20 protein-coding genes are annotated in these 22,860 nt (G+C 55.6%); 8 read left to right on the top strand and 12 right to left on the bottom strand.

The window, feature by feature from the left end:
- From NOR51B_RS14625 to NOR51B_RS14615, 3 genes are all read left to right on the top strand, one after another.
- Positions 1 to 1,622 (top strand): TonB-dependent receptor (locus NOR51B_RS14625; protein WP_040482181.1); only part of this gene is annotated, 1,622 nt, incomplete at its 5' end.
- A gap of 27 nt (positions 1,623 to 1,649) precedes the next feature.
- Complete coding sequence (locus NOR51B_RS14620) at positions 1,650 to 2,324, top strand: glutathione S-transferase N-terminal domain-containing protein (protein ID WP_009019967.1); 675 nt, start codon at positions 1,650 to 1,652, stop codon at positions 2,322 to 2,324.
- A 45-nt stretch (positions 2,325 to 2,369) separates the two neighbouring features.
- The gene (locus tag NOR51B_RS14615; protein WP_040482180.1) at positions 2,370 to 3,116 is read left to right on the top strand and encodes a glucose 1-dehydrogenase; all 747 of its coding nucleotides are present in this window, start codon (positions 2,370 to 2,372) and stop codon (positions 3,114 to 3,116) included.
- Between the two features lie 554 nt (positions 3,117 to 3,670).
- Here NOR51B_RS14615 and NOR51B_RS14605 read toward each other — a convergent pair.
- The 6 genes from NOR51B_RS14605 to NOR51B_RS14575 form a co-directional block, all read right to left on the bottom strand.
- On the bottom strand, positions 3,671 to 4,891 hold the full coding sequence (locus NOR51B_RS14605) for an MFS transporter (RefSeq protein ID WP_009021113.1): 1,221 nt from the start codon (positions 4,889 to 4,891) through the stop codon (positions 3,671 to 3,673).
- 200 nt (positions 4,892 to 5,091) lie between these two features.
- A complete protein-coding gene (locus tag NOR51B_RS14600; protein ID WP_009019634.1) occupies positions 5,092 to 6,069 on the bottom strand; it encodes a class I SAM-dependent methyltransferase in 978 nt (325 codons plus the stop codon).
- 258 nt (positions 6,070 to 6,327) lie between these two features.
- Positions 6,328 to 6,942 carry an HD domain-containing protein gene (locus NOR51B_RS14595; RefSeq protein WP_009019847.1) on the bottom strand — a complete coding sequence of 205 codons (615 nt, stop codon included), beginning with the start codon at positions 6,940 to 6,942 and terminating at the stop codon, positions 6,328 to 6,330.
- A 276-nt stretch (positions 6,943 to 7,218) separates the two neighbouring features.
- Positions 7,219 to 7,644 (bottom strand): YfeK family protein, encoded by a 426-nt coding sequence (locus NOR51B_RS14585; RefSeq protein WP_195891512.1) that lies wholly within the window; start codon positions 7,642 to 7,644, stop codon positions 7,219 to 7,221.
- Positions 7,641 to 8,528, bottom strand: a complete 888-nt coding sequence (locus NOR51B_RS15095; RefSeq protein WP_009020973.1) for an endonuclease/exonuclease/phosphatase family protein — start codon at positions 8,526 to 8,528, stop codon at positions 7,641 to 7,643. Before NOR51B_RS15095 ends, NOR51B_RS14585 begins: the two co-directional genes overlap by 4 nt.
- A gap of 291 nt (positions 8,529 to 8,819) precedes the next feature.
- Positions 8,820 to 9,518, bottom strand: a complete 699-nt coding sequence (locus NOR51B_RS14575; protein ID WP_009020013.1) for a LolA family protein — start codon at positions 9,516 to 9,518, stop codon at positions 8,820 to 8,822.
- Positions 9,519 to 9,735: 217 nt separating this feature from the next.
- Between NOR51B_RS14575 and NOR51B_RS14570 the strand changes: the two genes are divergently transcribed.
- Together NOR51B_RS14570 and NOR51B_RS14565 are read left to right on the top strand one after the other, a co-directional pair.
- Entirely contained in the window at positions 9,736 to 11,694 is a 1,959-nt protein-coding gene (locus NOR51B_RS14570; protein ID WP_040482177.1) for an acetoacetate--CoA ligase, read from the top strand.
- A 220-nt stretch (positions 11,695 to 11,914) separates the two neighbouring features.
- Positions 11,915 to 13,231 carry a spinster family MFS transporter gene (locus NOR51B_RS14565; RefSeq protein ID WP_009021682.1) on the top strand — a complete coding sequence of 439 codons (1,317 nt, stop codon included), beginning with the start codon at positions 11,915 to 11,917 and terminating at the stop codon, positions 13,229 to 13,231.
- 39 nt (positions 13,232 to 13,270) lie between these two features.
- Here NOR51B_RS14565 and mmsB read toward each other — a convergent pair whose 3' ends face one another.
- Genes mmsB through NOR51B_RS14540 form a run of 5 tightly spaced genes read right to left on the bottom strand, consistent with a single transcriptional unit; the run spans position 13,271 to position 18,733 of the window.
- Entirely contained in the window at positions 13,271 to 14,182 is a 912-nt protein-coding gene (gene mmsB, locus NOR51B_RS14560) for a 3-hydroxyisobutyrate dehydrogenase (protein ID WP_407635216.1), read from the bottom strand.
- Between the two features lie 41 nt (positions 14,183 to 14,223).
- Complete coding sequence (locus NOR51B_RS14555; RefSeq protein WP_040482176.1) at positions 14,224 to 15,333, bottom strand: enoyl-CoA hydratase/isomerase family protein; 1,110 nt, start codon at positions 15,331 to 15,333, stop codon at positions 14,224 to 14,226.
- Positions 15,333 to 16,130 (bottom strand): enoyl-CoA hydratase, encoded by a 798-nt coding sequence (locus NOR51B_RS14550; RefSeq protein ID WP_009019917.1) that lies wholly within the window; start codon positions 16,128 to 16,130, stop codon positions 15,333 to 15,335. The genes NOR51B_RS14555 and NOR51B_RS14550 overlap by 1 nt, the downstream gene beginning before the upstream one ends.
- Positions 16,127 to 17,287, bottom strand: coding sequence for an acyl-CoA dehydrogenase family protein (locus tag NOR51B_RS14545; RefSeq protein WP_009020662.1), 1,161 nt, complete (start codon positions 17,285 to 17,287; stop codon positions 16,127 to 16,129). The genes NOR51B_RS14550 and NOR51B_RS14545 overlap by 4 nt, the downstream gene beginning before the upstream one ends.
- Before the next feature lie 6 nt (positions 17,288 to 17,293).
- Positions 17,294 to 18,733 carry an aldehyde dehydrogenase family protein gene (locus NOR51B_RS14540; RefSeq protein WP_009018971.1) on the bottom strand — a complete coding sequence of 480 codons (1,440 nt, stop codon included), beginning with the start codon at positions 18,731 to 18,733 and terminating at the stop codon, positions 17,294 to 17,296.
- Positions 18,734 to 18,852: 119 nt separating this feature from the next.
- On the opposite strand from NOR51B_RS14540, the gene NOR51B_RS14535 reads away from it, so the two are divergent.
- Positions 18,853 to 19,734, top strand: a complete 882-nt coding sequence (locus tag NOR51B_RS14535; RefSeq protein WP_009018903.1) for an AraC family transcriptional regulator — start codon at positions 18,853 to 18,855, stop codon at positions 19,732 to 19,734.
- A gap of 72 nt (positions 19,735 to 19,806) precedes the next feature.
- On the opposite strand, the gene NOR51B_RS14530 is transcribed toward NOR51B_RS14535, so the two are convergent.
- A complete protein-coding gene (locus NOR51B_RS14530; protein ID WP_154647688.1) occupies positions 19,807 to 20,382 on the bottom strand; it encodes an ureidoglycolate lyase in 576 nt (191 codons plus the stop codon).
- Positions 20,383 to 20,600: 218 nt separating this feature from the next.
- Here NOR51B_RS14530 and kynU point away from each other — a divergent pair, with 218 nt between their 5' ends.
- Both kynU and NOR51B_RS14520 read left to right on the top strand, forming a co-directional pair.
- Entirely contained in the window at positions 20,601 to 21,836 is a 1,236-nt protein-coding gene (gene kynU, locus NOR51B_RS14525) for a kynureninase (protein ID WP_009021453.1), read from the top strand.
- A gap of 144 nt (positions 21,837 to 21,980) precedes the next feature.
- Positions 21,981 to 22,742, top strand: a complete 762-nt coding sequence (locus tag NOR51B_RS14520) for a glutamine amidotransferase (RefSeq protein ID WP_009021379.1) — start codon at positions 21,981 to 21,983, stop codon at positions 22,740 to 22,742.
- The last annotated feature ends 118 nt before the right edge of the window (positions 22,743 to 22,860 follow it).

Here is a 22,860-nt window from a genome sequence, read left to right as displayed (position 1 = left end):
TGACCTACTATGAAGCCGATGGAACCAACGTTTCCGGCGTTGCGATCAATTCCTTCAATCCATCGAACGATACCGCGTTCGTTCCCGCATCAGTGCTCTACAGTCCGCTCATGGATGTGGCATTCGGATTTCCGGGTGCTTGGGATTTATTTCTGGACGCGCATCCGGGTGTGAATCCGGAGGGTCTCTCGGCAGAGGTGACGCGAATGCAGGAAGAGCTAGATTTTCATGATGCCTCGGTTGATGCCCCGTCAATACACACCGCGGAAAATCTGATCATATCGAATATTACATCGATACAGCTTGGGGAAAACCTGGAGCTTCGTAATATCATCGGTTACAACGACATGGATCAGAATAATGCCGGTGAATTCGACGGTACCCACTTTCCCAGTGATGACTTATCAGATGTCGGCCGTCGTAATGAGCTGACCCAGTTTTCAGAGGAGCTGCAGCTTCAGGGTACTACATCTAATGGGCTGCTTACCTACGTCACCGGCATCTACTATTCTGACGAGGAGGACGAGCAGTATTCACTGAGTAAGCTGTTTGACTTTCTACCCATTGCACCGCCGGTTGAGCAGATTAATTCGGGTATCACCTCAAATGAAACCATTGCTGCCTACGGCCAGGGTACCTTCGATCTTAGTGAAATGACCGGAGTCGACGGGCTTGGTGTAACTGTAGGTGCGCGTTACTCAGAGGAAGATATTGAGTTTGACCGTAATGATGATGATTTTTTCCTAACCACTGGGGCGCCTCCAGGAGCGGTATACACTGATCCTTTGACCGAAACGTTCAATCAGGTGAGTTGGACTTTGGGTCTGGAATATCAACTTAGCGATGCGACACTGCTTTACGCAACGACACGGCAAAGCTTCCGCAGTGGTGGCTTTAACTTTTATGCGCCGCCGATCGTCGGGAACGATAACGAGGCCGATGGTACGTTTGACGAGGAGAAAGGCACGGACGTCGAGCTGGGTTACAAATACCTTGGAGCGATTGGTGATATGCCGACTCGAGTCAATCTCGCTGTGTACCAGATGGTCATTGATGACCTGCAGCGGTCCAATTACGTTGCAATTTTTGGCTCTCTGGCCGGGATCACGGTTAACGTTCCAGAGGCCGAAATCAAGGGAATGGACCTCGACGTAACCCTGGCACCGGCCGACTGGCTGACCATTGGTGGTTCACTGAGCCTCCAGGATTCTGAGTTCACTGATAATGTCGTATCGGTGCTTGATAATCCTGATACCGCTTTTGGCCCCTATCCAGATTCACCCGATTGGTCAGGGTCTCTTTTTGCGGACGCAAGATTCCAGCTGGGTTCTGATCTCGAGCTGTCGCTCTATGGCGAGGTTTACGGGCAGGACCAGACGTTCTTCAGTTCAACCCACGATACGCTTAATCCTGGCTCAGATATTGACTCCTACACGGTGGCAAATTTTCGGGTCGCAATTAGTGATGACGATGCAGGTTGGACGCTTGCCGCACACCTGCGTAATGCCTTTGATGAGGAGTATTACGTAGGTGGGATTGGCTTCAAGAGTCTGTTTTCAGTCAACGTTGCGGTGCCCGGGGCGCCACAAACGTGGATGCTTGAGGCGAGCTATCGCTTCTAGTAACGCGGCCGCGGGAGAGCCAGTACCGTGTTGAAGCTGATCAATGCAGGCCCGAGTCCATTTGGCCGCAAGGTGATGGTGGCGCTCCATGAAAAATCCATCCCCTTCAAGGTGGAGTGGGATATTCCGTGGCACAAAGATACGGTGGTAACGGTTCACAATCCGTTACAGCAGTTGCCGATCTTGATAGCGGATGACGGAGAGACAGTATTCGAGTCCTCTTACATTCTGGAATGGATAGATACCCGGTTCCCCGAGCCCCCGCTGACACCATCAGACCCTGAGGCGCGTCTAGAAATGGGGCGTTTTCGGGTGCTTTCAGTTGGCATTATGGATGCATTGGTCCGTACGAATTTCGAGGTTTCCAGGCCACTCGAGCACCAAAGTCAGGAATGGGTACAGCGGCACATTCGTAAGATCAATGGCGGTCTGGCTGAACTCGACAGGGAAATTCAAGATCGCAACTTCGTTGTAGGCAACGAGCTCACCCTTGGTGATATTGAGGTCGGCTGTGTGCTCGGGCAATTGGATTTCATTGCTGAGAACATACCGCCGCTTAAGGAATTTTTTGCGGAGCATGTACCTTGGCGCAGTGACTGCAAGTATTTATCGCGGTATGCGGACCGGTTATGCCAGCGGCCGTCATTCGTCGCATCCGCACCGTTCATGGTCGATATCGATTTCGCCTCGGTCATCGCCTGAGTCGACAAAGGAAAGTTAACACCCTAATGCAACGAGCTAATATTGATGGATAGACTGAAACGTAAAGTAGTAATTGTCACGGGCGCAGCACAGGGTATGGGTGAGACTCATGCAAGAGCTATGGCTGCGCAGGGAGCCAAAGTTCTGATGACCGATGTCAATGAAAAAGATGGTGAACGTATCGCCGAGGAGATCGGTGATGCCGCGATTTTCGCGCTTCATGATGTCGGCCGAGCCGATCATTGGACGCGCGTTGTGGCGCTTGCCGAAAAGCATTTTGGTCCGGTTACGGTGTTAGTCAATAATGCCGGAATTATCGGACCAATTTCCTCGGTTGCAGAGCTAACGCTGGAGGAGTTTCTAGGCGTTTGTACCGTTAATCAGACAGGGGTTTTTCTGGGAATGCAGGCGGTGATACCGGGCATGGTGTCGGCGGGTGGAGGCTCTATTATCAATGTTTCCTCTATCTCGGGGCTGGTAGCCAATATCGGCTCACCAAATCTTGCCTATGTTGGCAGTAAGTTCGCCGTACGCGGTATGACCAAGCAAGTTGCTGTCGAGTATGGCGCTCACAAGATCCGGGTTAACTCGGTGCACCCTGGCTATATTAAAACGCCAATGATGGTCGCCGCTACCGATGAAGACGGCGGCGGCGCCGCTGACCTAATACCGCTCAAGAGGATGGCAGAGCCGGAAGAAGTTTCCGATCTGGTGGTATTTCTTGCCTCCGACGAATCGAGCTTTATTACCGGAACCGAGCAGGTCATCGATGGTGGCATGACAGCGATGTAACATCTCAACCGCGCTGGTCCGAATTAGTTCGCCTTAAGACGCAATAGACACAAGTCAGATCTGTTTTAAATGGCGTAGAACATTTAAGGCCATCGAACTATCTAATATCTTGGTGTGTGAGTCGCCCGAATCATCCAGGTACGCAACGTAGATCGAGAATTTTTTGTGTAGACCGTTCTGCCAATAGGAAAGATCGGTATGCCACTTCTGCTTTTGAGTGAAATTTAGTGGGATGATTTCTAGCAGTGGGACCATCCCTCCGTTGCGCCACCCCCCGTCCTTACGGTTTAGGCCTGTGATTTTGGTTTGATGTGTGGCTTCTTTGTTATTATGCCGAATGGGGCGGGGTAGGGTTGCTGCAGCGTCCGTGCGGCACGCTTGGGTCGCGGTCATCGTAACCAGTCAGTCGGCGATAGGACGCTGAGCAGTTCGAAGACGCCCGGGACCTCCGCAATCTCGATCCTGTTTCCCGTCGGAGGGGGCTCCGGGTAAAGAGGGCCGCAATTCCGTGTGGCGATAGTGAACGCGTTTTCAACGCACAGATTCTTCTACCCTCAAGATGCATCCGCCAGCGCAGGCAGGCGTTTTCTCAAAATCAGGTAGGTGTAAAGATAGACCAGCATCGCGATCGCCGAGGCGATGGCACACATGATGAAAACGCCGTTATAACCGGAGCCAAACGCCAGCACCGATGCGGCGATATTCGGCCCAATGCCATTGCCGACGCCCTGGGCGGCGGGCACCAGCGCGACAAACCGCCCAGACCGGTCAATATTGGCGAGGATGGCGGCTTGATAGAGGTCGACAAGCACCCAACCGATATTGAAGGCGAACATACTCAGCGCAATGCTGACATTGGTAATACCCAGTACCAGCATAGCGGCCACCCCGGTCATACAAAGCAGTGTTATCAGCAGCGGGCGGGACAGACCATAGCGGTTGCTGAGTAAAACGCCGAAGTAGCAGCCGACTACCGCCGTCACCGAAGTGTAAACCAGCACATCGGCTACCCAATCGGGGTCGGCCGCAGTGCCTACAGTGGCCAGTTCGATATAGGTCCAATAGGCGCCAATATTGATGTAGGTGAACAGAATGACGATCATCGCCAGCCAGGGAATATAGGCTGGGACGTGCTTGTGCTCGATATGGTGCTCTCCGCGCTCTTCCTCGACATCCACCTCCACATCGAGAGGCTCGGCGGCGGGTCGTCGAGGTAGCCAGGGCAGGAATACCAAGCTTAAGCCAAAAGCGAGCGAAAGGACCGTATAGATTTCTGCAATTGAGAGCATGGGCAGAAATTTCATCTCTACAGCCTGATAGAGGGCGAAGGCAAACAGCTCAATAGCAAACGCAAAAGCGGGTCGGGAGTGCCCACCAATGGTTGCGATTGCAATGCCCGTGAAGACCCCGGCGCCGACGCCGGCCATAAGCCGCAGCCAAAGGGTCACGCCATACTCGGGAAACACGATACACAGCAGGTTGGCGGTAATGGCGACGAGCGCCGCGCCTAGTGTGATGTATCGACGGTCGAAGCGGGCAACGAGAAAAAAGGAAATGGCGGCGCCCAGGCCGAGTCCATAGAGATCTGCTCCGGTCAGGCGTCCGACCTGAACGGCGGTGAATCCAACGCTGTTGACCCACTGGGTTGAAATAACCGGGAGGCCGACCATAACGGAGTAGCCCGTTAGTGCCATATAAATACCCAGTGATAAGGATCGCCAGTCATCAAACTCGGTTTTGCGATGGACGATGGTTCTTGTGTGGGCTCCTGCCATTACTTGTTCCAGTCGGGGATATGTCTCACATCATGACAGTTTCTCACCTCCGATCCAGTGCCGGGGGCTCGGATGGACGATCGAGGATTCATTGTTTAACCATAAGTTGCGCTTGCGGGTTATTGGCGTGATCGGGCGCGATGGCTTCGCGGAAGGCTCGCACGCTGGACAGCGCCGCTCGGTTCTTGGTTGCGCAGAGGCTAGAGCGCTACGGGTTTGCGAAAACGCAGCGTCATACGCGAGGACTCACCGATAGCGGCATACTTCGCTGCCAAGGCTTCGTCTTCCACGGGCTCAAGGGTAGGCGACAGTCGCCAGACATATTCCTCCTCCGTCGGCGTGTCTTTGGGGTTTTCGTTCACATCAGACTCGCCGTCGAACACGAAGCCTGCCGCTTCAAATGCGGCAACGACCGCGCTCTTCTTCAAATAGCCGTTGGAACCATCTGCCCAGGCATCACTGTGGGATTCCGGACCCATGTGCTGCACGACGCCGACAACTCCTCCCGGCTTTAATATCTGAAAACTATCGTCTATGGCTGTGGATAGATAAGCCCCACTGGCTTCAAAGGAGGCCAGGTTGTGAAGGGCGCGGATAAACAACACGCGGTCCGCGCTGCTGTGTAACTCGGCAGGCAACGAGCCAAAGTTAAAGGCCATCGCAGTTGCACCCTCACCGGGCCACTGGGCCACTTCCTCCGGCCAGGTCTCGGACCAGACCGCCTTGGCGGCCAGTTCCTCAGCGCTGTAGAAATCAAACAGGGGGTACATCTCAAGCGAGTAATCGGCACCGATGATCGTGCCCGCTTCTCCCAGGTAGGGACGGAGTATTCGCGTATACCAGCCACCCTCGGGCAGCGCTTCGACCACCGTCATACCTGGCTGAATATCAAAGAATTCAAGGGTTCGCGCAGGATGTCGTGCACCGTAGCGTGCCTGAGTGTCCTCAGACTGATCGGCGAGTATTGCCGCGAGCTTTTCTGTAGGAAAGTCATTAACAACGGGGGCCTTCTCGTCCGCACTTCCTGGACTCGGCAAGGCCGTTGGGGCGTCGTCAACGACGCTTGCCTCAGATGTGGCGACCTCGTCACCACCACAGGCGCTGAGTGCCAGCGTAGAGGACAACATTAAACTCAAAGTAAGCCGTCGCGATGAATAACTCAGATCAGAAAAACGCATAGCTGTGCCCTCCGAAAAGTAAGTGTTCTACCACGGCCTGAAGAAGTTCGCAGTCCGTGCGGACAGGCTGAGAAGAAAGACGGCGAGACTCCAGTCGCCACAGCGCATACCCAGGAGAGCGCTCCGCGTACTTTTATTGCGCGTCCTGCGCATTGATTGCCTTGTTGAGTGCCGTGCTCTGGCTCCTTTGATCTCGCATGGGCCTGATCTAGAGGAGGATTCAGGCAAGGGAAAGGGCGTGGCTTCGAAGGTTAGCTCTTATGAGGCTACCAGGGGCTCGCGCGCACCCTGTTTGAGGACTGCAGGGTCATAGGGCGATCGTGCAAACACCTCCCGCACCCTGTTTGCAAAGTGTTCCAGTGGCAACGTGTCATAGGCGGGGTCAAAGCTGGACTGGTCCCAGCGTTCGCAAAAGCTTGCACAGTCGTCGAAATAGGGATGGCCGGCGTATTGGTCCCGTTTGTGCGAGTCTGCGCCCACATGTTGACCGTAGTAGATCAACTGGAAATCGCCGTGTTTCTCGACGGCCCATGTGCATTGCTCACGCACGAACGGCCGCAGGATGGTCGCGGCGTACTCGTCGTGATTGTAAGGGGCGAAAATATCGCCAATGTCATGCAGCAAGGCCGAGACGATCCAATCGGTATCCGCCCCATCCCGTTCAGCGCGCGTCGCCGCTTGCAAGGAGTGGTCGAGGCGCGTGATCTGGTACCCGGAGAGGCCCCCGTCAAGGCTTGCGAGGGCTGTCAGCAATCGGTCTGCGGTGCCCTTCGCGTATTCAATCTCATGCTCTGTCAAAAAGGCATAGTCCTCGGCGCTGCCGTCCTTCATGGCGGTGAAGCTGACATGACCTTGTTCTGTTGCGTTTTTCATCCGTGGAACGTTCCCTGTTTTTCGGCACTCGGCACTCGGCACTCGGCACTCGGCATTATGGCTTTGGCTCGCCCTGTGCGAATCTGATGGTAAAACTGCAAGGCGTCTGGGGTAAAGGACGCGGTCCGGGAGACGACGAGTGCGGTATTCCCCTGCAAATTTTTGCCGCGCAAGAACCTGATAACGTCCTTTTCGATCATCCGTGTTGTATCCCAGGCATGCAGCAGATCACGGCGGCGATCCGGTGTATCGGATGGAGTGAGGCCGGAAGTTTACTCATGGCATTACCGTGGGTTTTTCTCCAGTGGTCGACTCTTTGTAGACTTTTTTTGTCCGATATTCATTCAATCTCTGATACAGCCATTCACCGGAGGGGCTACTGGCGTCCTGGTCACAATCGATGAAATAGGGCCTGCGCGTGATAGAGCTTTTTGACGCCAATCGGTCGATAAATTCTTCTGCAGTTGATACATAGCGAAAACCATTACGGTATTTCATCCGCAGGTGCGCTTCCGCATCCTCAGCATCATGAACGCGGCCGTTGCGTAGAAATTCGCAGCCACTGTCCCCGATAGCAGAAAGCAAATATTCGATTTCGGCTTCGGGGTTGTCAGCATAGGCCCCGGTTGTTAACAGTAGCCAATGGGTGATCACCCAACCCAAAAATACTGGTGTGAATCGACGACTTTCCCGCTGCTTCATGGTTTTTCTTTCTTACTCGTGTTTCCAGTAACGTAGCGAAGCTCCGCGATAAGTGGGTTGTGATCCGAGGATTGCAGATCGGGAGATGCCGTGAAAAGAGCGTCCAGACCGCGTACATAAATGTGGTCCAGCGCATGCCCGAAAGTCCTTGTACGATAATCGGGGTCAAAGCTTAATGCCGAAAGTCCGAGGCCTGTCTTTTTTCTGTCGAGCAGATCGATACGCCCCGAATGCCAGGTGTTGAAATCGCCGGTAAAGACGACAGGACCTGTGTGTGCAGCAATCAGTGCCGCAGCATCGTCAAACTGTGCTGAGAGTTCGATCAGACCAAGGGAAAAATTGATCCCGTGAATGTTGATAACCAGTAGCGTTTGATCAGTACCTTTAAGTCCATAGCGCGTCACCAGCGTCGCCTTTGGTGTGCGCAGCCACGGTTCGTAGGAGATCAGTTTGCACTCGGCAATCGGCTCGACCTCACTGAACGTCATGACACCGGTACGCTGATACGAGTTCGTGTAGCCTTCAGCGAAAGAAACGCGGTAACGATCGGATAAGCGGTTGACCATCGGCAGCGACGGTGAGCCTTCTTGTAGAGTAATCAGATCAGTGGACGACAGGAAATTTGCTAAATCATCGGCCCAGAGAGGGTTGGTACCTTTTTCAATATTCCAGTTTACTAGTCTGATTGCCTCGGGGTCGAGCCCGGAATACCCCTGGGGGGAATGCCAATGGAGCGTTTTCAGGCAGGCTTCAAGCCCCAGTGTCTGTTCACCAGCGTTTGTTTCGGCCGCATCGTCCGCTGCGATCATACGACCGCACAGCAGTGAAATAGCGATCGCCAGTAGCAGTATCAGTCTTCTTTGAGGGCGGTCGTTCCTTTGCATCACTCCGCCGGTCTTGTGTGCTGGAGCCTGACTGTCGTAGCCAGGCTCAAGCTGTGAGGTTTATACATTCGTTTTCGCTGCTTTCATCAGTTGTCGCACTGGGTCGCGCTGGCTCGCGCACGATAGCGCGAGGGCAAACGCTACAGTTTTTGGCAAGTTGCCGTGCACGGCACAAGTCGTCGGCTGGTTTGAACACTCAGTAGCAGGACGCTTCATTACCGTTCGGACAATCACAGCGCTGGATTGCCACATAGTGTTCATTCGCCACCTGTCTTCCCTGCATAGCCGAGGTCAGCGAATTTTCTTCTTATCTGTACCTCGTGGCCATTTGCGTTTGAATAAGTCGGGGTTGAGCTTGAGGTTGCGCGCCATATTGCTGAACATCACGGTCATGACCTGGCCGTTGCCCGCCGATTCAATCACCTGCTCAACGGGCATCCACGATGCCTGATCAATCCAGATCTTCATACCGACAACACGGTTGCGGTCCTTTTCCTTTTTGGGTGTTAGGTCCAGGCCCAGGGTACGACGATCACCGATCATGCGCTCGCCAATAGCGCTAACCAGGAAGTCGTCTTCAAGGTCCTTGCCTGTGGTAGAGAAGCCCAGCCGTAAGAAAGGCGCCACAAGTTGAGGGTGCTTGGGGAGGTAGTACTCCTCCACCACCTCTTGCTCCGGTATATATCGGTAGAGGTCGCGGTGATCGAGTAAGTACACCAGACTTTGAGGGGATTCGATCACGATACGCGTATCGCCTTGCTTGTTGGCAAAAATAACGCCTTTTTCCTCGGTTTCAGAACCCGTCGCGTCCGCGGTGTTACTGCGTGTGATGACAACATGGGCCATTACCGACTCAAAGTCATCGGCCTGGCGATCGATCTGGCGAATGGCGTCCTTGAGTTCCCAGGTGATCGTGGGATCTTCGGCGTGGGCCTGGACGGTGCAGGTGGCTAGCAGTGCCAGAGCAAAAAATCGATAGAGTGTATTCATGGTGTATGTTCCAAGAGAAATGAGTGTTGACCTTGCGCTCGCCCCGGTGATTCCGTCGAAGGTGCCGGCAGTGATTGGTATAACTATTTTTCGTGTACGGTCTTTGACATGATAATACATCATGGCCATCCAGATGTTTTGCGATGGATCTTGTGCCTTTGCAAAGCGACTTTGGGTATCTACCCCCCCCCCTTTTAATCGGCAATCAGGAAATGCCATGAAAACCCCACTCTGGAAACCTTCCGCGGAGCTGCAACAGCAGTCACAGGCCAGTCAGTTTATGGCGTTGGCGAACCAGAAATGGGGGCTTTCCCTCAGTGACTACCGTGATCTGCACGATTGGTCAGTCAGTGATCCGGAAAACTTCTGGCAGTTGGTATGGGATTACTGCGATATCACCGCCAGTGTACCCGCGGCTAAGGTCCTCGTTGATGGCGATAAAATGCCCGGGGCGCGCTGGTTTGACGGCGCGCGATTGAATTACGCTGAAAATCTGCTTCGCCACGAGGGATCGGGAACGGCACTGGTGTCATTGCTGGAAGACGGTGAGCGACGTAGCCTCAGCTGGGGTGATCTTAGAGCACAGGTAGAGGCGTTGGCCTCCAGTCTGAGAAACGAGGGTGTTACCGCGGGAGACCGAGTGGCGGCCTTTATGCCGAATGTTCAGGAGACCGTCGTGTTTATGTTGGCGGCGACGAGCATCGGTGCGACGTGGTCGAGCTGTTCACCTGACTTCGGTTTCAATGGGGTACTCGATCGGTTCGGTCAGATCGAACCCAAAGTAATGATTGCAATCGATGGTTATCGCTACAACGGCAAGGTCTGCGACTGTACGGAGCGTGTCAGCAAGATCGCGAACGCTATTGATTCGCTGGAGCGAGTGGTACTCGTTGATCTGGTTGGTCTGGCGGATACCCGTGCTGATCTGAACAAGGATCCGCGTGTGGTGTCTTTCGAGGCGTATCTTGATCCGGCGCCAATGCCGCTTGAATTTACCCAGTTACCCTTTGATCACCCCTTGTTCATCATGTACTCGTCGGGCACCACCGGCATGCCAAAGTGTATTGTTCATGGCGCCGGTGGCTCATTGTTACAGATTACCAAGGAGCATCGCCTGGCCGTGGATCTGCACCCCGGCGATGTCTTTTTTTACTTCACCACCTGTGGCTGGATGATGTGGAACTGGCTGGTCACCGGCCTTGCGAGCGGCGCCACCTTGGTGCTTTACGATGGCTCACCCTTTGCCGACAACGGTCGGACGCTGCTTGAGGCCATCAATCGTGAAGGTATCAACGTCTTTGGCACCAGTGCCAAATTCATCGCCGCGCTGGAAAAGGCCGGGCATAACCCCCGCGAAGACTACTCGCTGGACAGTCTTCGCACGATACTCTCGACCGGATCTCCGCTCTCTCCTGAGAGTTATGATTACGTTTACCAGCACGTAAAGTCCGATGTTTGCCTGTCCAGTATTGCCGGAGGTACCGACATTCTTTCCTGCTTTGTTGGCGGTAGCCCACTACTCCCCGTTTACAAAGGGGAGATCCAGTGCGCAGGACTCGGTATGGCGACCGAGATCTGGAGTGATCGCGGTGAACGTGTGTACAACGAAAAAGGTGAATTGGTGTGTACGCTTCCGTTCCCATCGACACCCATTGGCTTCTGGCAGGATGACAACGACCAGCGGTATCGCAGTGCCTATTTTGAAAAATGGCCCGGCGTTTGGGCGCATGGCGACTACGGCGAGGAATTCGACAATGGCGGTTTCGCGATTTATGGTCGATCCGATGCAATACTGAATCCCGGTGGTGTACGGATTGGCACCGCGGAGATTTATCGACAGGTCGATCGTGTTGAGGAAATCGCGGACAGTATCGTAGTCGGTCAACAATGGTGCGATGACGTGCGTGTCGTACTCGCGGTAGTTACCGCCGAGGGTGCCTCCTTGACCGATGAGTTGCGCAATAAGATCCGTTCGACCATACGGGCGAATACAACGCCCCGACATGTGCCTGAAAAGATCATTGAAGTCCCCGATATACCGCGCACTATTAGCGGAAAACTGGTCGAAATTGCCGTCCGCGATATGATTCATGGGCGAGAAGTAAAGAACAAGGATGCGCTGGCAAACCCCGAGGCGCTCGAATACTTTCGTGGTCGAGAGGAATTGAGCCGATGAATGTCGGCTCATCTGTCGGAATGGATTGTCGCTGCTGGTCGTGAGCTGACGCCAGAGGTCGATACCATGCTATTCGTGTCTAGACAATGGAGGTTGCAAGCGTGGAGCATAGTGAGCCCATCCAAAATGCGCCTGCGCCAGTATTGGATGGCTGCCTAGTGCCTGAATTGTCAGAGACACTCCCTCCGCCCGGCCATTTGCTGTTTATAGGCGGGTCGGAGTGAGTGATGTGAAGCCTGTAGTGTCGCCAGAGGGTATTCCGGTTTCCAATCCCTATGGGTCATCTCGAGCCCAGTGGTATGCACTGTCATTATTGACGGTGGTCTACGCCTTCAACTTTATTGACCGACAGTTGCTGGCTATCCTGCAGGAAGATATCAAGGCTGATCTGGCGCTCTCTGACAGCCAGTTGGGTCTGCTCACGGGATTTGCCTTTGCCATTTTTTATGTGTCAGCGGGTATACCGATTGCCCGCTGGGCAGATCGTGGCAATCGTCGCGATATTCTCGCCCTGTCACTGGTAATCTGGAGCGGTATGACAGCGGTTTGCGGTCTTGTGCAAAATTACGCTCAGCTGCTGCTGGCCCGTGTGGGAGTGGGTATCGGCGAAGCCGGGGGAAGCCCACCATCCCACTCGATCATCTCCGATATTTTCCCACCCAATCGACGGGCGACGGCGATAGGGGTGTATTCCACCGGGTTGAGTATCGGGATTCTATTCGGCTTTCTGGCCGGTGGTTGGCTTAATGAGTTTTTCGGCTGGCGTACGGCCTTTGTCGTGGTCGGTTTGCCGGGGGTCGCCCTGGCCGTGGTGTTGCGCCTGACCCTGGCGGAGCCGATTCGCGGTATTCATGATGCAGCGGGCCAAGGCCCCGAATCGTCCTCCTTCGGTGAAGCGCTGGGAGTTTTATTCAGCCGCCCGACGTTTCGTCATATGGCGCTTGCAGGCGGTCTCAACGCCTTTTGCGCCTATGCCACTGCCAATTGGATGGCTTCGTACCTCATCCGCTCTTTTGGGATGTCCACCGGTGAAATTGGCACCTGGCTTGCCCTGATTATCGGCTTGGGTGGCGCCGTCGGCGTGCTCGGTGGCGGGATGCTTGCGGATCGACTCTCCGCAAGAGACAAGCGCTGGTATACATGGATACCGGCGCTGGCCGGCGCCATCATGATTCCCTTTATGCTGTTGGTCTATACCGCCACGACGGGGAGGGCGGTATTGCTACTCTCGATTATTCCGGGCGTTCTTTTTCAGGTGTATCTGGCAACAACCGTGGCAACCACACACGCCGTAGTGAGCCCCAGAATGCGGGCCACGGCTTCGGCGGTTCTCTACCTTATCCTCAACATTGTTGGACTGGGGCTGGGTTCCTGGGTTATTGGATCGCTGAGCGATGCCTTGGCGGACTCCAAGGGTAGTGAGTCGCTCCGCTACGCACTACTGTATACGCTGCCGCCGGTCATGACCTGGTCGGCGCTTCACTATTGGCTCGCCGGTCGAAAACTGCGTGAGGATATTGCCAGGGCACCGGACTGAGCACGGCGCCTAGTTTTTTGAAATCCTTGACCCCGGCGCTTAACGCTGGAGTTTCTCGAGAATACTCGAGAAGTCACGCTGACCGTTACCGGCTTGTTGATGCGCTTCAAACAAGTCCCTGGCGCGCTGCCCCATGGAGTTGTCGAAGTTGGCGCTCTTGGCAATCTCCATCGCCAAACCGAGATCCTTGACCATCAGGTCGACCATGAAGCCGGGCTTGTAGTCATTGCTCGCCGGTGCGTTTTCCATCACGCCGGGATAGGGGTTGTAGACCTCCAGTGACCAGTTGCGCCCGGAACTTGCGAGCATAATGTCGGATAGCACTGCGGGGTCGAGTCCGTGTCGCGCACCCATTTCCAGCGCTTCGCTGGTGCCGATCATGTGAATGGCGAGCAGCATGTTATTACAGCCCTTGGCCACCTGGCCTGCGCCGGCGGGGCCGGCGTGGAAGATGTTCTTGCCCATGTCGGCGAGAATGATGCGGGCCTTTTCAAAGGTCTCTGCATCGCCGCCACACATGAATGCCAGGGTGCCGGCTGCCGCTGCGGCGACGCCGCCCGACACCGGTGAGTCCATAAAACCAATACCCATTGCCTTTGCCGCGAGGCCAACTTCTCGTGCGGTTTCCGCATCGATCGTGCTGCAATCAAGCACTGTGGTGTTGCTGTCCAGGAGCGAAAGCAGGCCATCGTTGTTATCGCCGACGTAGGTCGACCGGACGTGCTTGCCGGCGGGCAGCATGGTGATGACATAATCAACATTGCCAACGGCTGATGCCGCAGAATCGGCGATTTCCGCACCGGCGGCCTTTAAGTCTGCGCAGGCCTCCGGCATGAGGTCAAAAACTGTAACGGCGTGTCCGGCCTTAACCAGATTCTTCGCCATGGGACCGCCCATGTTGCCCAGGCCAATAAATGCCACTGTTGCCATTGTTAACTCCTTGTATGGTATTGCCTGCGCAGCCTCTCAGCAGCGCGCGAAAGCGTATGTGACTACAGATCAGCCAGCGGATTCTGATGCCAGGGTGCGTTAAAAAATCCATTCAGAATCGACTCGGGGATATCCCTTGAACTGGAGTAGCTCCACTGTGGGTTGCGATCCTTGTCGATCAACAGAGCACGTACTCCCTCAGCAAACTCGGGATAGCGAATCACATTGGTTGCCAGCTGAATCTCTGCCTGGAACACTTCACGCAAACTGGCATGTCGGGTTTCAGTCATTTGTCGGTGAATCCACAACGCCGCGAGCTTACTGCCGTGAGCCAGACCGTCCCGTGCTTTGGCCAGCCACTTGTCGTCGGTATCTATCGCCATGATGTTATCGATGATGCTGTGAATATCATCGCCATCGCAAAGCTGATTAATGGTGGCCATATGCGGCTCAACCTGGCCTTCAGGTTTTGCGCCCTCGCTGGCTTCGGAGAGCGGCCGCAAGGCATGTCGGACTCTGGCGTGATTCTTGTTCACGTCATCGTCGAATGACTGGGCCAGCAGCGCGTCGATGACCGACGACTTGTGCTCGCTGGCGATGAAACGATCGGCTATACCGGTGTAAATGGCATCGGCGGCATTAATGCTCGCCCCCGTCAGAGCGAGGAACAGTCCAGCGCTGCCAGGCATGTGGTTGAGGAACCAGCTGCCGCCGACATCGGGGAATAGCGCGATAGTGACCTCGGGCATGGCGATACGGGTTCGCTCGGTAACGATCCGATGACCGCAACCGGCCATTACACCCAGGCCACCGCCCATAACAATACCGTGTCCCCAGCAGACAATGGGCTTTGGGTAGGTATGCAGGGTGTAGTTCATCCGATACTCGCGGGCGAAGAACGTTTCGGCGTAGTCGCAGGGGCCACCTGGCGTTTCGACCGCAGACGCGTGCAGCGCCTGAACATCACCACCGGCACAGAGTGCCTTTTCTCCCGCACCTTCTACGAAAATCGCACCAATGCTGTCATCGTTACGCCACGCATCGAGCTTGGACTGGAGTAGATCGACCATCTCCAGCGTCAGTGAGTTCAGTGTGGATTCAACGTTGAGCGTGATGCGTCCCAGCTTTCCGCCGGCCGCGGCGACTTCATCAAAAAGAACAGGGGCAGTCATCAGGCGTTCTTCCACTCGGGCTTGCGCTTCTCAAGAAAAGCATTGACGCCTTCTTTCTGATCGTGAGTGCCGAAGAGGTCGACGAACTTCTGGCGCTCATTGGGCAGTGCGCTGCCCATAGCGTTGTCGCGCGCCTCGTGGATGAGTTCCTTGCAGTAGGTGACCGAAATCGGGCTTTGCTGTCCGACCTGCGCGGCGAGCGCTATCGCACGGTCTTTTGCACCACCTTTGGCGACCACTTCCTCCACCAGACCAATGTGCTCGGCCTTGGCCGCATCAATGCGCTCTCCACACAGAATCATTTTCTTGGCCCAGCCTTCGCCGACCAGCCAGGACAATCGCTGGGTACCGCCGGCGCAGGGCAGCAGTCCGACCTTGGCTTCGGGCAGGGCCATCTGTGCCTGCTCCTCAGCGATACGGATATCGCAGGCCAGGGCAACCTCAAGCCCACCGCCCATGGCGAAGCCATTCATTGCCGCAATGCTCACGCCTCGGAAATCAGCGAGGCACTCAAAACCCTCGCCAAAGTACTGGGACATTTCTCGCGCGGTATCAGGACTGCCATCGGCGAATAGCTTCAGATCGGCACCCGCGGAAAAGAATTTTTCCCCGGCACCGGTCAGCACCAAGGCCCAGATATCGCGATCCGCGTTGAGATCCTCCACCAACGTTTTCAGTGCGGGAAGGCTTTCCGTATCCCAGGTATTGGCGGCGGGGTTATCGATCGTGACCAGTGCGGTGTGGTCGATGATTTCTAGTTTCAGCTTGTCACAGGTACTTTTAACCGGCGCGGTCATTGAATTACCTCCAGCGCTCCTTCCATGAGTAAACGTCGGGCAATAATCACCCGCATGATTTCGTTGGTACCTTCCAGAATCTGGTGCACCCGGGTATCGCGAACATAGCGCTCCAGGGGGTATTCCTTGATGTAGCCGTAGCCGCCGAACAACTGCAGCGCATCGTTACAGATAGTGAAGCCGGCATCGGTGGCAAAGCGCTTGGCCATCGCACAGTAAGTGGTTGCCTGGGAGTCCTTGTTGTCGAGTTTCCAGGCCGCGAGCCGCACCATCTGACGTGCAGCCACCAGATCGGTCGCCATATCGGCGAGTTTAAACTGGGTGGCCTGGAAGTCGGCGATGGCGCTGTTGAATTGCTTGCGCTCCTGAGTGTAAGCGGTAGCGTCTTCCAGGGCTTTTTGCGCGGTGCCGATGCTGCAGGTGGCAATATTGATTCGCCCCCCATCGAGGCCTTCCATAGCGATGGCAAACCCCTGGCCTTCCTCACCCAGCCGGTTGGTCTTCGGGATTCGCACATCCTCGAAGGTCACCATTCGCGTAGGCTGGGCTTTCCAGCCCATTTTCTCTTCGTTCTTACCGTATGAAATGCCCTCGGCATCAGCGGGTATCAATACAGCGGAAATGCCCTTGGGTCCGGCGTCGCCGGTTCGTAGCATCACTACCAGTACGTCGGTTTCTCCGGCGCCGCTGATAAAGACCTTGCTACCGTTGATGACGTAATCATCACCATCGGCTGCAGCGCTGGTACGCAAACTGGCGGCGTCCGAGCCCGCACCGGGTTCGGTCAGGCAGTAGGAGGCGAGCTTGGTTCCCATGACGAGGTCGGGACACCACTCTTCGATCACGGCTTCGGTGCAATATTTGCCGATCATGCTGGTGGCCATATTGTGGATCGTCAGGAAGGCTGCCGTTGTGGTGCAGCCTTTTGCCAACTCCTCGACGATCAGGCTGGCATCGAGCCGGGAAAGCTCAAGGCCACCGGCGGATTCTGGGGTATACATCCCCATGAAACCCAGCTCTCCAGCCTGGGCCAGCGCGTCCACAGGAAAGTGAGATGTGGCATCCCATTCCGCGGCGTTGGGTGCCAATACGCCTTCTGAAAAAGCTTTGGCACTGCCTACAAAGGCCTGCTGGTCATCCGAAAGAGAAAAATCCATCGATCATCAATCCTCAAACTTGGCCATGACATCGGCGCCGAACAACTCTTCGTCGTCCGGGATCGCCTTGGTCACAGTCAGCGGCTTGGACACCCAGGTTTCGTTGATCAGGTCGCGCCAGGTAATATTGTTGTTGGTGGCGTTGCCGCCCCAGGAACCACAGCCCAGCGAAAAGGTCTGCCGCATGCCATTCCAGAGGTTTCCGCTATTGGATGCCGCCTGGGGCTGGTTCACCATCACTCGTGAAGTACGGGTCGCCTCGGCGTAGCGCATGATGTTGTCATCGTTGTAGCTGTAGATGCCGCAGGAGTGCCCCTGCCCCTGGTAGCGCTGAATATCGTTGGTCAGGGCAATGGCCTCCTCGATATCCTTCACCTTGTACAAGGCCATGGTCACCGACATTTTCTCACCGGAGAAGAGGTGATCGGGGCCCGCACCCGTCTCGGGGACAATCAGGAATTGCTTGCCTTCAGGCAGTTCGATTCCGGCCATACCCGCGATCTTGTGTGCGGGCTGCGCCACGATGTTGACGTTTAAACGGCCGTCCTGCCAGATCGTCTTTTCGAGCTTCTTCTTCTCGACGTCGTCGAGTACATATCCGCCCTCGCGCTCGAGTTGGGCGATCATATCGTCGTAAATCGACTCAAAAAGCAGCACCGAGTTGTCCGATGAGCAGGACGCTGCGAGGTCGAGAGTCTTCGAGACGCGGATTTTCTCTGCGGCCTCCTCAAGATTGGCGCTGTCGTCCACCGTAATAACCGCATTGCCCACGCCCACACCGAGCGCCGGGGTGCCCGACGAGTAAGCGGCCTTCACCATGGGGCCACCGCCGGTAGCGAGAATGCGGTCACACTGGCGCATCAGTTCATTGGTCAGCTCCATCGAGGGTGTTTCGATGGCAATGACCAGGTCCGCCGGCGCGCCCATACGCTCGAGGGCATCGCGCATGTAATCGCAGATCTTTTTGTTGGTGAGTTTGGCTCTCGGGTGTGGCGCGACGATAATCGAGTTGCGCCCTTTGATGGCCGAGATGGCCTTGATGACCGGTGTCGCCTCAGGGTTGGTGGAGGGTGACAGGGCGCCGATAACACCGATTGGTTTTGCGATCTTGACGATATTGCGCTCGGGAAGCTCCTCAATAACCCCTACGGACTTGTCGTTGATGATATCGAACAACGTGGCTCGTGTTTTACGGTGAATCTTGAGGTATTTACCGGTGTAGTTGCCCAGCTCGGTCTCCTCCACCGTAAACTGGGCGATCTCTTCTGCGCGATCCTCCTTTGCCACGGCATAGACCATGGCCCGGATCAGTCCGTCGACCTGTTCCTGCGTGTAATTGGCGATTTGCTCCTGCGCCGCGCGGGAGCGGGCGATGAGCTCTTCCATCTCGTGAACCGCAATATCTTCGGGTTCGTGAAAATTAGACAGCTGGTCTGACTTGGACATAGTCAATCTCCTGCTTGGCAGCGTTGATGGTGGCTAAAAAAAGTGGGCGATTATCATAGCAGAGGCGGGCACTCGTCTCACATTGACTAAATTGCGAAAAATAAGGACTATATTGCGCTATGAGTGCACCCTCGAAATGGCCGTTGCCGGCGGCGGGAACCCGCTTTATCACTCCCGGCTTCATGGTCGATACATTGAAGCATCACGCGCTGACCAGCGATTGTTACCCCACTGCCATGGGCTATTATCCCAACGCCTCCGGGCATCGCATGCGACGTCAGCAGCATGATGACAACCTGCTGATTTATTGCGTTGCCGGGCGGGGCGAGGTTTCAACCGATGGCTGGTCCGGTTCTATAGGCCCCGGCGGCCTTCTTTTGTTGCCCAAAAACCTGCTCCATGAGTATCAGGCGAGCGCCCGAGATCCCTGGTCGGTGTACTGGGTCCACTTTCAGGGAAGTAGCAGTGAGGCTTTCTTTCGGCATCTGGGGTTTCGCAGAGCGCGACCGATGGTGGATGCGGGCAGGGCGCCCGCACTCGCCAGTGCCTTTCAGGGTCTTATGGAGGTGCGCCATACGGGCTATTCCAGCCAGGCGTTCATACTTGCCGGTAATCAACTGAGGTTTCTGCTGGCGCAGTTTGCGGTCGAAGCGGGACGACAGCAAAGTCGACGGGACAGGGCGGTAGACCTCGAGCAGATCCAGCAGTTCATGCGCGAACACATCACCCAAAACTTGTCATTGGATGCCCTGGCGGCGTTTGCCAATCTATCCAAATTCCATTTTTCCAAGCGATACAAGCAGCTCACGGGTTATTCCCCGATTAAACATTTCCTCAACATGAAGATGGAGCATGCCTGCCAGTTGCTCGACGCGACCGATATGAGCATTCAGGCGGTCGCGTCGGCCCTGGGCTACGACGATCCGCTGTATTTTTCGCGATTATTTCGCCAGACGATTGGCACGTCGCCCCGCGATTACCGGGCATCGATTACCCGTTAGAGAGATCGCCGTATCACGGGCCGGGTTTTCAGGGGCCGGGGTTTCAGGTGACAAGGTTTCAGGTGCAGAGCTTCAGGGGGCTAGCGACAAGGGCGCCGCATAGCGATGTTTGAAGTTGCGTTTCTCCAGATCGGCACCGACCGCCTCGCCCTCGATACCGGTATCGCCCTGAAGGGACTCGGTTGTGGCCGTACTGAGTAAAATGATGATGTCTGTATCCGGTTCCTCAGCGAACGGAAATTCATGCCACACATTTTCAAACATCATGAAGCCGCCGCCACCGTCAAAACGAAACGCTTTAATGTCCTCTAGTGCGGGCAGTTCATTGTCGGGAGTGGCTGGAGCCATAACCGCAATGAAAGGGCGACCGCCCAGCGGGATGAACGCCTGGGTATGCCCGGGATGCCGTTCCAGGTATTCGATATCCAATGGTCGTTCCTGCAATCGACACACCGTGATATCGACGTCGGAGTCACAGCGGAAAGCACCTGGTTTTCGCACATCGACCGCACCGCCATAAAACGTAATGGGCAGCGGGTCGACGCCGCAGTCCGTGCTCAGGAATACGCCGAATGGCGCCAGTGCTTCGGGAGTCGCCGGTATCACCGCCAGTGTGTTGGTCATCATATCCTCGCTTGTCAAAGGCACGGCTCTCGTTTAACCACTAACTCAAGGAGCGGCTAGGCCAACTGATTAACAGCCGGCGGTTTCTACGCGCCGCGGCACGGTCGAGACCTACGCGTTCTGCAGGTCCAACGGTCGCTCATCGGCTCCGCTGGCATGTGGTCGCCAACTGTATCAGTATATTCGCCCTCTGCGATTCAAAAAGACCTGCTCGAGCCGAGTGTGGTGACGAGGTAACCCTAATGACCGAAGCCGATGTTTTCGAATGGGATGTGGCCGATCCTCTGGCGGGTGCCCGAGAGTCATTCAGTCTGCCCGATGATGTGATCTACCTCGACGGCAACTCGCTGGGTGCCATGCCCAGGGCAGCGGCTTCCCGTGTGCAGGAGGTGGTAGAGCGCGAGTGGGGTCACGACCTGATTCGAAGTTGGAACGATAACCACTGGTTTGAGCTGCCTTATCGTATTGGTGACAAGATCGCTGGGCTTATCGGGGCCGACACCGGCGAAGTGGTGGTTACTGACTGTGTGTCGATCAATCTCTACAAGCTGGTATCGGCGGCGTTGAAGCTTCGGCCGGGGCGATCAAAACTGGTCACCGAAGCCGGCAATTTCCCCACTGATCTTTATATCCTCGAGGGCATTCAGTCGTCTCGCGCCCAGCCCCTCGAAGTCAACGCCGTGGCGGATCGGGATCAGATCATTTCCGCGATCGATGAACAGACCGCAGTCGTACTGCTGACGGATGTTCACTATAAAACGGGTCATCTGTTGGATATGGCCGCCATTACGACACGTGCCCACGATGTGGGTGCTCTTGTCATCTGGGACCTCTGCCACAGTGCAGGGGCTCTGCCCGTTGACCTCAATGCCATCGGTGCCGATTTTGCCGTGGGATGCGGTTACAAGTACCTGAACGGCGGCCCGGGCGCCCCCAGTTTTGTTTTTGCGGCGAAGCGGCATTTGCCGGATGCGCGGCAGCCCTTGTCGGGGTGGTGGGGGCATCAGTCGCCCTTTGTGTTTTCCGACGAGTTTGAGCCGGCAGATGGCATCGGACGAATGATGAGCGGCACGCAGGGGGTTATTGGCCTGGCTTGCGCCGAGGTTGGTGTCGACATCAGCTTGCGCTTCGGGATGACGGCGATTCGAGATAAGTCGGTTCGCATGACGGATCTGTTTATCCAGCTATTTGATGAGCATCTCGCCGAATACGGATTTCAGCTGGTGTCCCCGCGGGATTCCCAGCACCGCGGTAGCCAGGTGGCGTTCACCCACGCGGAGGGCTACGCGATCATGCAGGCGTTGATCGCCCGGGGAGTGATCGGTGACTTTCGCGCGCCCGATATTTTGCGGTTTGGTTTTGCTCCGCTTTACCTGCGCTACGCGGATGTCTGGCAGGCCATCATGACCCTCGCGGAAATTATGAAGACCGGTTCCTGGGATTGCGATGAGTTCAAAGTGGTCAATGCTGTTACCTGAGTCCGTGAGCCGGGGCGGCAGGCCCTCACCTGATTGTCTTACTGTGGGGCCATCGGCGGTCGGGGTCCTGATCATTAGCGATCAGGTCTGTGCGTGGCCGATATTCACTGATCTCCAATGGTTTACTTTGGATTAACGTAAGCCATGCCTCGGTCTACAAAACCTTTTCTGATTATTCAGCCGGCAACATCGTTCGATGATGTGCCGGCGCTGTGTGCCTTTCGCGGTGACGAGGTGCGCTGGTTCAGCGAGAAGATGGCACTCTCCGACCGGGATATAACCGCGGTTAAGGTTTATCAGGGAGAATCACTGCCCGATCCGAGAAACGTTCAGGGTGCCATTATTACCGGTGCTATCGATATGGTGACCGACGGACACCAATGGATAGAGACCGCCGCTCAATGGGTTCGAGAGGCGATAGTGGCTGAGACGCCGGTGCTTGGGGTTTGCTTTGGTCACCAGCTGATTGCACATGCCATGGGAGGGCGGGTCGGCGAAAATCCCCGCGGTTCCAAGTTTGGCAAGATCACCCTGCGTAACCGGGCGGTCGATACCGACGATCCGATTTTTCAGGCGCTGCCCAAGGTGTTGGAAATGAAAGTATTCCACCAGCAGTCGGTCCTCGAACTCCCTGCGGACGTGGTTGTTTTAGCAGAGAGTGACCACGACCCATTTCAGGCTGTGCGCTATGCAGAGACGGTCTGGGGAGTGCAGTTCCATCCCGAATTTGACAGCGAAATCATGGCCTACTCCTACGACGTTTACGAAGACATGATCACCAGTGAGGGGTTTTCGGTTCCGGACCTGCGGGCTCAGGCGTTTAGTGACAAGGATGGCGCCGCCCTGCTGGCACGTTTTGTCGAGTACGCCAGGCAGCGGGACAGCGGTGATGGTGCGGTCAACTGATTCCGGTTTCTATTAGGTTTTTCTAAAATGAAGCTCTCCGGGACGAGTAGCCGCACCACCCTTTAGCCGGCGGTTTGCGGTCTTAGGGTTTCAAACTTAGGACTTCAAAAAGGTCGAC

This window comes from Luminiphilus syltensis NOR5-1B (genome assembly GCF_000158175.1).
In the GTDB taxonomy this organism is placed as follows: domain Bacteria; phylum Pseudomonadota; class Gammaproteobacteria; order Pseudomonadales; family Halieaceae; genus Luminiphilus; species Luminiphilus syltensis.
The sequence above is the reverse complement of the archived record's forward strand: the minus strand, read 5'-3'. Positions and strand labels throughout refer to the sequence as shown.